Origin of the sequence: Planococcus sp. NCCP-2050, assembly GCF_023708025.1 — a bacterium.
GTDB lineage: Bacteria > Bacillota > Bacilli > Bacillales_A > Planococcaceae > Planococcus.
The window spans coordinates 322,921-335,160 of the sequence record NZ_BRCX01000002.1 but is presented as its reverse complement, the minus strand read 5'-3'; the positions used below and the strand labels follow the sequence as shown (position 1 = coordinate 335,160).

The 12,240-nt window shown below is 46.8% G+C and carries 11 protein-coding genes; 8 read left to right on the top strand and 3 right to left on the bottom strand.

The genetic code is table 11. The annotated features are described in order from the left end of the window. The first annotated feature begins 196 nt into the window (after nt 1-196). The 5 genes from NFU07_RS11000 to NFU07_RS10980 all read left to right on the top strand — a co-directional run bounded on the left by NFU07_RS11000 (nt 197) and on the right by NFU07_RS10980 (nt 5,399). Nucleotides 197-1,339 (top strand): sensor histidine kinase, encoded by a 1,143-nt coding sequence (locus NFU07_RS11000; RefSeq protein ID WP_251478034.1) that lies wholly within the window; start codon nt 197-199, stop codon nt 1,337-1,339. Beyond that, nucleotides 1,336-1,968 (top strand): response regulator transcription factor, encoded by a 633-nt coding sequence (locus NFU07_RS10995; RefSeq protein WP_251478032.1) that lies wholly within the window; start codon nt 1,336-1,338, stop codon nt 1,966-1,968. The genes NFU07_RS11000 and NFU07_RS10995 overlap by 4 nt, the downstream gene beginning before the upstream one ends. 111 nt (nt 1,969-2,079) lie before the next feature. Then, nucleotides 2,080-3,012, top strand: coding sequence for an ABC transporter ATP-binding protein (locus tag NFU07_RS10990; RefSeq protein ID WP_251478031.1), 933 nt, complete (start codon nt 2,080-2,082; stop codon nt 3,010-3,012). Between the two features lie 12 nt (nt 3,013-3,024). Continuing rightward, entirely contained in the window at nt 3,025-4,293 is a 1,269-nt protein-coding gene (locus tag NFU07_RS10985; protein ID WP_251478029.1) for an ABC transporter permease, read from the top strand. 2 nt (nt 4,294-4,295) lie between these two features. After that, on the top strand, nt 4,296-5,399 hold the full coding sequence (locus NFU07_RS10980) for an ABC transporter permease (RefSeq protein ID WP_251478027.1): 1,104 nt from the start codon (nt 4,296-4,298) through the stop codon (nt 5,397-5,399). Nucleotides 5,400-5,508: 109 nt separating this feature from the next. On the opposite strand, the gene NFU07_RS10975 is transcribed toward NFU07_RS10980, so the two are convergent. From NFU07_RS10975 to NFU07_RS10965, 3 genes are all read right to left on the bottom strand, one after another. After that, nucleotides 5,509-6,081 carry a hypothetical protein gene (locus NFU07_RS10975; protein WP_251478025.1) on the bottom strand — a complete coding sequence of 191 codons (573 nt, stop codon included), beginning with the start codon at nt 6,079-6,081 and terminating at the stop codon, nt 5,509-5,511. Between the two features lie 14 nt (nt 6,082-6,095). Then, a complete protein-coding gene (locus tag NFU07_RS10970) occupies nt 6,096-7,721 on the bottom strand; it encodes a sodium:solute symporter family protein (RefSeq protein ID WP_052654697.1) in 1,626 nt (541 codons plus the stop codon). A 176-nt stretch (nt 7,722-7,897) separates the two neighbouring features. Continuing rightward, the gene (locus NFU07_RS10965) at nt 7,898-8,743 is read right to left on the bottom strand and encodes a transporter substrate-binding domain-containing protein (RefSeq protein ID WP_251478022.1); all 846 of its coding nucleotides are present in this window, start codon (nt 8,741-8,743) and stop codon (nt 7,898-7,900) included. A 160-nt stretch (nt 8,744-8,903) separates the two neighbouring features. Between NFU07_RS10965 and NFU07_RS10960 the strand changes: the two genes are divergently transcribed. From NFU07_RS10960 to NFU07_RS10950, 3 genes are read left to right on the top strand one after another with little or no spacing between them, the layout of a single operon-like run. Beyond that, entirely contained in the window at nt 8,904-9,524 is a 621-nt protein-coding gene (locus tag NFU07_RS10960) for a TetR/AcrR family transcriptional regulator (RefSeq protein ID WP_251478020.1), read from the top strand. A 12-nt stretch (nt 9,525-9,536) separates the two neighbouring features. After that, nucleotides 9,537-10,460, top strand: coding sequence for an ABC transporter ATP-binding protein (locus NFU07_RS10955; RefSeq protein ID WP_052653765.1), 924 nt, complete (start codon nt 9,537-9,539; stop codon nt 10,458-10,460). Further along, nucleotides 10,453-12,057 (top strand): ABC transporter permease, encoded by a 1,605-nt coding sequence (locus tag NFU07_RS10950; protein WP_251478018.1) that lies wholly within the window; start codon nt 10,453-10,455, stop codon nt 12,055-12,057. The genes NFU07_RS10955 and NFU07_RS10950 overlap by 8 nt, the downstream gene beginning before the upstream one ends. The last annotated feature ends 183 nt before the right edge of the window (nt 12,058-12,240 follow it).

Sequence of the window (12,240 nt, the reverse complement as noted above, 5' to 3'; positions counted from 1 at the left end):
TTTAATTATTTTATCCAGTATAAGTCTTAATAGATGAACGTGAAAGGATGCGCTGGAATTTAAAGAATATTTATTGTAAGAATCGAAGGAATCTTGAAACGGAAGCTTGGCGGCTCTCGTATGTAGATTAGAGATTTTCGGATGAATGAAATTTAAAAGCAGTAAAAAATTTAACGCGCTGGAGGCGAAATGCTACATGCGGTCCTATTGGTTTTGGTTAATGGTGTTAGGGATTTCCTGGACGATGGGAATTGTCCAGTTATCGGTTGATATGAGTGAGTTGCCGCTTCGCATCCTTGGAAGTGCATTGTTTTTCGGTTTTTTCTTCTTAGCGCCTTTAGTAAGGAAAACGCCATTGCTCGCATTTATGAATTTGGCATTGATGGCGCTATTGGCGATCCTCATTTTCTGGCCGCAACAAGAAGGGGCCTTGAATCCATATCCGCTATTGGTATTTACTATAATTGCCGGGAAAGCGGTCTATCGTCTTTCTGCAAAGTTGGCTATAGCAATCGCTTTGATATTGGTGGCAGGCGCTTTGCTGCATAGTTTAGCCGGAAATTCAGGGCTAGCACCTGTGTTTATCGGCCTTTACAGTTTAATGGTATGTGCGGCTCTAGTGTTCTTTAAGAGAAGCCATGTAGTAGAAGAAGGACTGAAGGAACGAAATGAAGCGCTGTTGAGTGAATACCGGAAAATGAAGCGCCGGCTCTTGACGAATGAACAGGCAGCGAGGCAGGAAGAACGCACGCAAATTGCACGCGATATCCACGACTCGGTCGGCCATAAGCTGACCGCGCTCTTGATGCAATTGGAAGTCTCGCGGCTGCAAGCGGAAGGCGAAACGGCAAGACAGCTGGAAGAATTAAAGAGCTTAGCGAAAGAAAGCTTAGAAGAAACACGCAGCGCCGTGAAAACCTTGAAACACGATGAACCGGGAGGCGTAACGGCAATCATCAGTTTGATCCGCAAACTGGAAGCTGAAAACTTTCTTCGCATCCAATTTGCGGTTAAGCATGGCGCTTTATCTGCGCCTCTCAGCAATGACCAGATGGTGATTGTTTACCGGGCAGTGCAAGAAGCATTGACGAATATCATGCGGCATAGCGGCGCACGGGAAGCGGATATTGTCTTCGAAGCGCCTGCAGGAAAAGTGTTCCGTTTCGTAATCACCAATAAAGCAGCAAGTACGATTTCATTTCATGAAGGGTTCGGTTTGTCTTCCATGCGGGAGAGAATCGAGCAAATCGGTGGTGAATTCAGGGCAGGGCCGGAAAACGGGTTGTTTGTCGTTAGCGGTTCGTTGCCATTAACGGATGAGGAGAGTGGATTGGAATGATCCGAATATTACTAGCAGAGGACCAGGCGATGGTGCGGCAAGGGTTGAAAATGATGATTGAAACCGCCCCCGGCATTGAAGTGACTGGAGAAGCGGTGAATGGAAAACAGGCAGTCGCGCTATGTGAAACCCAAGCGTTTGATCTGATCATCATGGATATCCGGATGCCTGAGATGGATGGGCTTGAAGCGACGCGCATCATCCTCTCGCGCTGGCCAAAATGCAAAGTGTTGATTTTAACGACTTTCAATGATGATGAATATGCGCTCGAAGCGCTGAAGAGCGGCGCTTGTGGTTATATGTTAAAAGATGCCGATACGTCAGAGTTGATCCGATCCATCCGAAGCTGTTTAGAAGGCGGTTTGGTGTTGGAGGACCAAGTGGCTGCCAATATTATGCCGAAATTGATTAAACAGCCTGTTCAAGAAAAGGTGCTCGAGTCGCTGACGCCGAGGGAACTCGATATCATTTGCCGAATCGGTGAAGGGCGAAGCAACCGGGAAATTTCCGATGAACTGGCTTTATCCGTTGGGACGGTTAAAAACCATATCAGTATGATTTTGGACAAATTGGAGCTTCGCGACCGCACCCAGATTGCGATTTACGCCATCCGCCATGGCCTTGTTTAACAAAAAATGACGGAAGTCATGGCATTTTCTAAAAGTAATGACGCAAGACAGTGGGCGCACTGTCTTTTTTTACATACACTGGGTTCACAAGATCGAAAGGAGAGGGAGATTTTGCTCGAAACCGAAGAACTGAAAAAGGTATTCAAAGGCAAGACCGCCGTGGAAGGGGCCAGTTTGTATTTAGACAAAGGGGAATCGGTCGGGTTGCTCGGGCCGAACGGCGCAGGAAAATCCACGACGATTTCCATGATTTCAACTTTATTGAAACCGACGTCTGGAGATGTGCGGCTTAACGGGAAAAGCGTGATTAAGAATCCAAGTGAGATGAGGCGGGTGCTAGGGGTGGTACCGCAGGAAATCGCTCTTTACGGGGAATTGACGGCGTATGAAAATTTAAAGTTCTTTGGGCGGATCTACGGCCTTTCGGGAAAGGCCCTTGAAGATGCGATCCAACGTTCCTTGAATTTGGTCGGCTTGGTTGAGCGGCAAAAAGAAATTGTTAAAACCTATTCCGGCGGGATGAAGCGCCGGGTGAATATTGCTGCGGCAATGATGCATGAACCTGAAGTGATTATTATGGACGAACCGACTGTCGGAATCGATCCGCAATCCCGGAGCCACATTTTAGAAATGGTGCGGGAACTCAATCAGGAAAAGGGACTGACCGTCCTCTATACGAGCCATTACATGGAAGAAGTGGAGCGGTTGTGCGATCGGGTTTATATCATGGACCACGGGAAAATCATTGCGAGCGGGACAAAAGAAGAGCTGAAAAGCATCCTTTCAAGTGAAGAAACGGTATGGATTGAATTGGACCGGCCCTATCCCGAATTTTTCAAAGAGCTGCAAAAGATTAAAACAATCAAACAGGCAGCGGGGACTGAAAAAGGCATTAAGCTCATTATTCCGAAAGGGAGCCGGATATTAGGCGAAGTATTTCAGGCTTCTGAGCACCATCAAGCACAAATCATCAACGTCAACGTCCAGACCCCGAGCCTCGAAGATGTGTTTTTGCATTTGACCGGCCGGAAACTGAGAGATTGAGGAGGCAGTCCCATGTTTACGTTTTTGAAAAAAGACCTGCTTGTTTTATTTCGCGACCGGACTGAGCTGATCATTCTCTTGGCAATGCCGTTCATTTTGATTGCGATTCTGGGCTTTGCATTAAGCGGGCTTCTTAGTGGGAATTCGGAAGTCCTGTCGATGGAAGTCGCGGTTGTCCAGGAAGACGACGAGCAGCAAGGACTCAGCCGCTTTAAAGGGGTATTGGAGACTTCGGAACTGCCAGCTGAAGCGCAAAACGGCATGATAGCGGCAGCAGAAGAAATGAGCCCTTCGGCTCTGCTGCAGGAAGTTTTGAAAGATGAAAGTTTGAGCAGTTTAGTAACGGCGAGGGAAATGGATTCGGCCGCCGCTAAACGTGCGCTCGAAGATGAGGAGATCGTCGCCATTCTCACACTCCCTGAAAACTTCACGTTCGATGCCTTGCAAAAAATGATGCTGGGCATAGGCAACGGGAGTGAGCTTCAATTGATGATTTCCGATTATGCAGAAACGCAGTCTGGAGTGTTCCAGAATATTTTGGACGAATTTGTTTGGTCGCTGAATTTTGAAAGTGCGATTACGCAAGCAGCAAACGGAGAGCGTGCAGCTAGTGAAACCCCATCCGAAATCGGAGGGGTGGAAAGCGTCTCTGCTGTCGCGCCAATCAGTTCTTTCCAATACTATACGATTGGCATGGCGGTTATGTTTGCGCTTTTTGTGGGCGGTTCCATCGCCGGCATTGCTTTTGTGGAAAAACAGCAATTTGTCTTTAATCGGATCTTGCTGTCAGACCGCCATCCCTTCGCTTATCTTGGAGGAAAAGCCATTTCGGCAACATTGGTCACTTTTTTCCAGTTGTGTATTTTGTTCTTCTTTTCATCGTTGATTTTTCAAGCCTTCGATTTGACGGATCTGTCCTTTTGGCCAGGCATGCTATTGATCGCTTTTTGTTTGGCGCTATGTGTAGGAGCGATTGCGGCATTTCTAACGGCTTTACTGATGCGGTTCAATAATGACACCATCGCTACGGTGTTTTCAGGCGGCATTGTCACGATTTTCGCCTTTTTAGGCGGAAGCTTTACACCGACTGAAGGCTTGCCTGTTTTCATCCGGCAATTGGGAAGCTGGACGCCGAATGGTGCTTCTTTGAATGCTTTTCTGTTGTGGGTGCAAAACTTGGATATCGGCCTGCTTTGGGAACCGCTTAGCCGGGTTCTATTGGCAACGGTCATCCTGTTCGTTTTAAGCTTTCTGTTATTTCCAAGAAAAGGGGAGGCGTAAGCATGAAATCAGTATTTCTATTGCAGTGGCAAAGATTTCGCCGGGCCCCAGTCATGGTCTTGTCATTCTTGGTCATGACCATTGTCTTTGTAGCAGCATTGGCCGGCAATAATCCGGCGGAAAGGTCGGCTATTCTTGCTTATGCTGATGAATCATTGCCTGTAGCGGAGGCCGAAGAATGGGTGGCTTCGTTAAATGAATCGGAAGAGTTTAAGTTTGAATTGATGAATGAAAATGAGGTGCGTGAAGCGGTTTCCGCAGGGGATACCCCGCTTGCGTTGCGACTCATGGATGACGATTACCGGATTGTGCTGGCGGCAGACGATATGGGACGCTTTGTCCTGGAAGCATTTTTGGATCGGAAATACCGCGAGGAAATACGATTTCAGCAAATCGAACAGCAAATAGCCGGAGGCGATATCCGGACAGAAGTGGCAGCTGGTTTGGAAGAACCCGCACTCCAAGTAACGACTTCCACTTTGGACGGCAAGGCGGAATTTCAGTACGACAACCAATTGCAGCTGCTGTTTGGGATGACGCTGTTTTTCTCGGTTTATACCATCATGTTTAGTTTGATGAAAATTGTAGAAGAAAAAAGAATGGGCACCTGGAATCGTTTGATCTTATCGCCAGTCGGGAAATGGGAGATCTATCTTGGCCATCTGGCGTATAGCTTTACCATCGGGTATGTGCAGATTTCCTTGATTTTCATTTTGTTCAAGTATGCGTTCGGATTTGATGTGGGTGACCGTTTCGGTGCCATCTTGCTGATTATCGCTTGCTATACGTTCGCTATCGTCGCACTCAGCATGCTTGTGATGAGCCTTGTCAGCCGACCGCAGCAGCTTCAAGCGATCGTTCCGATTATCGCAACAGGCATGGCCATGATCGGCGGCGCGTTTTGGCCGATTGAATTGGTCAGCAACAACATCTTATTGACGATTTCCAAAATCCTGCCGATCACTTACGGATTGGATGCACTGAAAGGCGTCGCCATCTATAACCGAAGTTGGCAAGAACTGAGTGAACCGTTGTCGATTCTCTTGCTATTCGGCGTTGTCTGCATGGGCATTGGGATCAATTTGATGGAACGTCGGAGTTCTTGATCGAAACGTGCTTTTCTTTTAAAGGCGAAAAATGGAAATAAAACAAAGGAGCTGCCGCATAAGTTATTCTTAACTTATGCGGCAGCTCCTTCTGGTTAAGTGCGGCGAATCATATGACTCCTGTCTCGGCACCGGTGGGCTTGCTTTGTAGTTCAGCTTCTTTTAAAAAGGCTTTCATCACGGAATCTTTTAATTTTATATCTATCTTACCGGACAAGCCGTCGATCACCAGCATATCCGTTTCTTTTCCTTTTAAATAGCCAATCCAGTACGGTACATAGAGCAGAAAAGGGCTCCCGACTTCCAGCCGAATGCTGCTCCGGCGCTTTTCCTTGATGAAAGCTTCACTGTAGACCGCATCATAGGCAAGCGTCGGATTTGCTTCTTCTCCAATAGGCAGAACCGGAACCCCCGCTTTCAATTCATCCAGTCTCTGCTCTACTGGAAGAATGACAGAATGGCTTTCATAAGTTTCGATGCCAATCAATCCGTCGATTGTTTCGTTGATGAAACGGCTCTGCAATTGATAGGGGAAAATATAATACGGCAAAAACACCATTTCGATGGATCTTAATTTCTTTTTGCCATTAAACCATTTCGAAATCCAATTTGCGATATGTTCATGCATTGTTTCGACAGCTGCAGCTTGGGCCACTTCCGGTTTTAAGCAATACTTCTCCATGATTATTTCCCCCTTCAATAAGCGATTTGCAGAAGAATGAGCAAGCCGACCAGCAAGAAGAAATAGGCAATCAAAATAAATGGCCATTTCTTCATGCCTTTGCTGTCTTGTTCCATTACTTCTATGGCTTCGGCTGAACGCTTATCCAATACTTTCTTCGCTTCTTCTTTGTTCCAGATATAGGTGTACTGATCCAATTGTTCGGCATCAGGTTTGCCGGACAGGAAGCTGACGAAATAGCCGACCGCTACCGCCACGACAGCCCCAACCAAATTATTATAGAGATAAGAAATATCGGCCAGGCGGTCGACGAGGAGCACGGAAATCATACCAGCAATGACACCGGTGAATGCACCAAGGCCGTTTGATCTTCTCGTGAAAATAGCCAGGATGAAAACGCCGAGCAAAGAACCATAAAAATAAGAGCCGATCTTATTGATGACTTCAATCAACGGTCCGAGATTTCCGGCGAAGAAAGCGAAGACCATGGCATAAATTCCCCAAAGAATCGTTGCCCAGCGTGAAGCTGACAAATAATGGGCTTCTGAAGCATTTTTCTTCATATACTTTTTATAAAAGCCTTGGATTGAAACGGCTGACAGTGAGTTTAAAGCCGAGTCAAGGCTCGACATGGCACCAGCAAATACACCGGCAATGATAAGGCCCGAAATGCCTGCAGGCAATTCATTGACGATGAACCGGGGAAATAGTTCGTTGATGTCATCGTATTGGGGAGCGCCGGTATGGCTGTAAAATGCATATAACATGACCCCGATGAAAAGGAATAATAGCATTTGAGGAACCAGTAAAAAACCAGTGAAAATCAAAGAATATTGGCTTTCTTTTACGGATTTGCTAGTCAAGACGCGCTGAATCTGGCTTTGGTCCACGCCAAAGTAAGCAGCATGAAGGAAAAAGCCGCCGAATATCCCGGCCCAGATGCTGTATTCCACACTCAGATCAAATGAAAAATCAAAAGCATCGAGCAATTGGGCATCAGATGAAACTTGCAGGATTTCACTCCATCCGCCGGGAATTTGCAAGTAGATGGCAATCGCACTGATGATAGCCCCGAACCATAAAACAATCATCTGGGCGACGTCAGTCCAAATAACCGCTGAAATTCCACCAAAAACCGTATAGGCAATCGATAGAACAGCCATCAAGATAATGGTGAAATTGATATTCCAACCGGTAATGACGGAAAGGACCAAAGCCGGGGCAAAAAGCGTGATTCCTGTCGCCAGGCCGCGGGAGATTAAAAATAAGCTCCCCGTTAAGAGGCGGGTTTTCTTATCAAATCGTTTTTCGAGGTATTCATAAGCAGTGTAGACATTGGTCCGGTAGAAAAAAGGGACAATCGTGACAATTAGGAAAGCCATTGCCAGCGGAACATTAATGAATGTGGTGATTCTTTCCAACCCGCCTTCGTAACCCCAGCCGGGAGTTCCGATAAACGTTATGGCGCCGGCTTGGGTAGCCATCACTGATATGCCGATGGACCACCAAGGAATTTTCCGGCCGCCGAGAAAATAATCTTTGGTTGAATGCTGATTTCTTCCTACATAAACACCAAGTACCGCTACAACTAACAAGTAAGCAATTAAAATTCCATAATCCAACGCAGTAAAATTGGCCAATTGAACCATCCTCTCTTATGTATGAATTAGAGATAGCCACCTCATATGTATTTATTTGGATGTTCCCTAAAAAAATTCAGCATAAACGCTCCGATGTATAGAAAAATCTGTTTTTTGAAAAAGTATTTGATCGTAAAAGAAAAAGAGGAACCGCTGCTCGCGGTCCCTCTTTGCTTTTATTCCTCGATTTCAACTTTCTGGGTAACATCTGCTCCGTTGAAGAATTCAGCGGAAATTTCCGCGATTGTGCCGTCTTCAAGCATTTCTTCAATAGCGCCATTGATGTTTTCAGCCAGTTCCTGATGATCTTTGTTCATTACCACGCCGACATCAGAAGGGCTGTATTTCAAGTTCGGATGAATCGTAATTTCCAGTTCCGGGAAAGCTGCGATCGCCAAAGTCTGCAGGTAATAATCGTTCAAAATGACGTCCGTGCGACCGATTGCCACGTCGCGAAGGTAGACTTCGTTCGTAGCGTTGTCGTAGACAACTTCTTCAGCGCCGTATTCACGTGCTGTATCCATATAGACGGAAGTAGAGGCGCCGGCTGCTTTCTTGCCTTTTAAATCTTCCAAAGTTTCGATGCCTGACAAATCGTCTTTACGGACAATGGCTGTCCCGTATGAATATTTAAAAGGTGTTGAGAAAGTAAATTTCTCTTCACGGTCTTCCGTAATCTCAATGTCGTTAGAAGCAAGATCCACTTGCCCGGTCTGTACGGAAGTCAGCATTTCGTCAAACCCGAGTTCGGTGAATTCAATTTCAAGTTCCAAGCGTTCCCCCAGTTCCCGTACAACTTCCACCTCGAAGCCGGTCAATTTATCTGTACCTTCTTCGCGGTAAGAAGTGGGGAATAAGGTGCCGGATGTCGCCACATTCAACGTACCTTCTTCTTGAATTTCATCCCATGCTGTCGCTTCTTCTTTAACCGTTTCTTCTTCGTTGCCGCAAGCAGCCAATAATGACAAGGAAAGCGTTCCCGCTATCAATGCCAACCCTTTGTTCGTGAATAACCTCTTCATTTCAATCTCCCTTTCTTTTATAAATACTCTATTCAAAACATATCATTTAATTGCGCAAATCAAACCTGTTTCAAAATTCTTTTTATTCTATTGACCATCGTGGTCGAAAGGTGTATTCTAGAGTCGACCAAGATGGTCTAAAGAGGGCGGGGAACGAAATATGGAGAAATTCAAAAGTTTAGATGTGTTGAAACAACAGGCCATTCTAGAAGCGGCATTGGAAGAGTTTGCGGAATATGGATACGATACCGCTTCCACTAATCGCATTGTCAAAAAGGCTGGAATCGGAAAAGGCATGTTGTTTTATTATTTTAATAGCAAGAAAGAATTGTTCCATCATTTGGTGAGTTATAGTTTTGATCTCGTTGTAAAAGAATATTTCAATTTGGTGGACCTGTCAGAAAGGGATTTTATCGAACGGTTTAAACAGGCGTCGAAAGTGAAGTTGAAAGCGCAGACGGAAAACAGGCATGTATTCAATTTTATCGGGATGGTGATGCTCGAAAAGGAGCTGGAGCTGCCGGAAGATCTGCAAAAGCAATTCAAAGAATTACAGCGCTTGGGCTATGCACTGCTTTATGAAGGAATTGACAAATCATTGTTCAAGCAAGAGATGGATGTTGAAAAGACCTTCAATTTAATCCGCTGGGCTATTGAGGGCTATCAAAATGAACTGCTGCGAAAGCTGGAAGGGCAGAAGATGGCAGCGATCGATTTTGATCCGTATTGGGAGGAGTTTTATGAATACCTGGATATTTTAAAACGCAGCTTTTATAAGTAAGGGGTGAAAGTGATGAGCGTATTGAAAACTAGCGGGCTGACGAAAATATTCGGTGATTTTGCAGCGCTAGACGGCGTAGACATTGAGGTAGGCGCAGGTGAAGTGTACGGCTTTATCGGTCCGAACGGCGCCGGTAAATCGACGACAATCCGAGTGCTGTTAGGGATTTTAAAAGCGAGTTCCGGCAAAGCGGAAATCTTTGGGATGGATGCTTGGAAAGAATCGGTGAACATTCATAAAAGGGTGGCGTACGTACCGGGAGATGTGAACTTATGGCCAAATTTGACGGGCGGTGAAGTAATCGACCTGTTCATGAAGTTGAATGGAAACGGTGATAAGGGGAGAAGAGACGAATTGATCCGTCGATTCGATTTGGATCCGACCAAAAAATGCCGGACCTATTCGAAAGGGAACCGGCAAAAAGTCGCGCTGGTTGCCGCTTTTTCGTCTAACGCAGATTTGTATATTCTGGATGAACCGACTTCAGGCTTGGATCCGTTGATGGAGCGCATCTTCCAAGAATGTGTCATGGAAGCGAAAGTACAAGGGAAAAGTATTTTATTGTCGAGCCACATCTTATCGGAAGTGGAAAAATTATGCGATAAAGTGGCGATCATCCGGCAAGGGAAAATTATCGAAACCGGCAGCTTGCAGGATCTCCGGCATTTGACAGGGACGGTCATGCTTGTCGAAACACAACGGCCGATGCCTTTATTGCATGAAGTCAAAGGAGTTCGAGGCATCAAGGAACAAGGGGATGCCCTTTCTTTCCAAGTGGATGCGGAGGAATTGGATCGTGTGATCCGCTATGTCAGCGAATTTGGCATCGTCCGGATGGAAAGCGCTCCGCCAACATTGGAAGAATTGTTCATGCGCCATTACGAAGAAAGCAGCGAAGTGGACCGGAAAGCGGAGGAGGCGGTACACCGTGGCTAATCACCTTTTTGACGGAACCGGTGAGCTGATTCGGTTAATCGTGCGGCGCGATCGCATCCGGATTGCCGCTTGGCTCCTAGGCTTTGCGCTGATGACATTGGCCACCGCCGCCGCTTTTACCGATTTGTATCAAAATGCGGCAGAACGGCAAGCGCTCGCGGAAACGATGAAGAACCCGGCGATGACCGCGATGGTAGGACCAGGATTCGGTCTGGCGAACTACACGAACGGAGCCATGATGGCGCATCAAATGCTCTTGATGACCGCAGTCGTTGTCGGATTGATGAGTGTGTTGCTGGTGACGCGGAATACCCGTGCAGAGGAAGAAGACGGACGAACAGAAATGATCCGATCACTTCCGGTTGGCCGGTTGTCCGGATTGCAGTCGACTTTATGGGTCATGCTGGCAGTCAATGTCCTGCTCACTTTAATTATCGGTTTCGGTTTGTATGCGCTCGGAATTGAAGGCATGGATTTGGAAGGCTCTCTTTTATACGGGGCAGCTTTAGGCTCAACAGGTTTTGTGTTCGCCGCTATTACGGCCGTATTTGCCCAGTTGTCTCAAAGTTCGCGGGGAACGCTTGGCTGGTCAGTAGCTGTATTGGTGCTCGCGTATTTGATCCGAGGGATTGGAGATGTCGGCAACGAAGTCTTGTCCTGGTTCTCGCCGCTTGGCTGGGCAGTCCGCTCGGAAGTCTACGTCAATAACTACTGGTGGCCGGTTTTATTGACCATTGGTGTGGCTTTGGCAATTTCAGGACTCGCCCTTTACTTGAATTCGATCCGTGATTTGGGTTCAGGATTCTTTCCGGCAAGAACGGGCCGGACCCACGCATCTCCGGCAATGTTGAGCCCTTTCGGTTTGGCGTTCCGTTTGCAGCGCACCGGAATCATCGCTTGGGCGATCGGCATGTTCGTGCTCGGAGCTTCTTATGGCTCGGTGCTTGGAGACTTAGAAGCCTTTTTCGCCGATGTGGATTTGATGCAGGAGCTGCTGGTCGTCCAGGAAGGCTTTACTCTAGTGGAACAATTTTTGCCGATTTTGATGTCTGTGCTCGCGATTATCGGTGCCATTCCGTCTCTCCTGGCCTTTTTGAAATTAAAGAGTGAAGAAAAAAATGGCCGTATCGAACATCTCCTGGGAAGAGCGGTATCGAGAACCCGTTTGATGGGAAGTTATTTGGTGCTCGCTTTTCTTATCAGCATTGTGATGACTTCCATGGCGGGCCTCGGAATGGGGATCGTCGGCAATTCGTTGATGGACGAAACACTGCCGCTTTCCACTTTCTATTATGCAGCCATCGTCTATTTGCCTGCTATTTGGGCGATGATTGGCTTGTCGGCCTTGTTAATGGGGTGGTTCAAATCGTTGACCGGTTTTGTCTGGCTTTATTTGGCGTTTTCCTTTGTGGTGGTTTACATGGGCAGCCTGTTTCAATTTCCGGAATGGGTGGTGAAAATTTCACCATTCGGCCACATCCCCAGATGGCCGATCGAATCGATGGATTTCGGAACAGCCGCCGTGCTGACAGGAATTGCAGTCCTATTGGCGATTGCCGGCGGTATCGGCTACAACAAAAGAGATATCGGACTGTGAACAAGCCGGTGGAAGATGAAATCCTTCATTTTCCGCCGGCTTTTTGCGTGGATTCGGCTGAACGCGCGTATTTTTGTTTGAGCGCGCGCAAATCTTTCTGAACGCGCGCATTTTCAAACCAACGCGCGTATTTAGAGCTGAACGCGCGCATTTCGAAATAATCGCGCGCAATTTCGCCAAAAC

Bases quoted from the DNA above. Each gene is read 5' to 3' on its own strand.
- NFU07_RS10960 (WP_251478020.1), top strand. From the start codon at position 8,904: ATGGAGAAATTCAAAAGTTTAGATGTGTTGAAACAACAGGCCATTCTA.
- NFU07_RS10985 (WP_251478029.1), top strand. From the start codon at position 3,025: ATGTTTACGTTTTTGAAAAAAGACCTGCTTGTTTTATTTCGCGACCGG.
- NFU07_RS10955 (WP_052653765.1), top strand. From the start codon at position 9,537: ATGAGCGTATTGAAAACTAGCGGGCTGACGAAAATATTCGGTGATTTT.
- NFU07_RS10980 (WP_251478027.1), top strand. From the start codon at position 4,296: ATGAAATCAGTATTTCTATTGCAGTGGCAAAGATTTCGCCGGGCCCCA.
- NFU07_RS11000 (WP_251478034.1), top strand. From the start codon at position 197: ATGCGGTCCTATTGGTTTTGGTTAATGGTGTTAGGGATTTCCTGGACG.
- NFU07_RS10975 (WP_251478025.1), bottom strand. From the start codon at position 6,081: ATGGAGAAGTATTGCTTAAAACCGGAAGTGGCCCAAGCTGCAGCTGTC.
- NFU07_RS10995 (WP_251478032.1), top strand. From the start codon at position 1,336: ATGATCCGAATATTACTAGCAGAGGACCAGGCGATGGTGCGGCAAGGG.
- NFU07_RS10965 (WP_251478022.1), bottom strand. From the start codon at position 8,743: ATGAAGAGGTTATTCACGAACAAAGGGTTGGCATTGATAGCGGGAACG.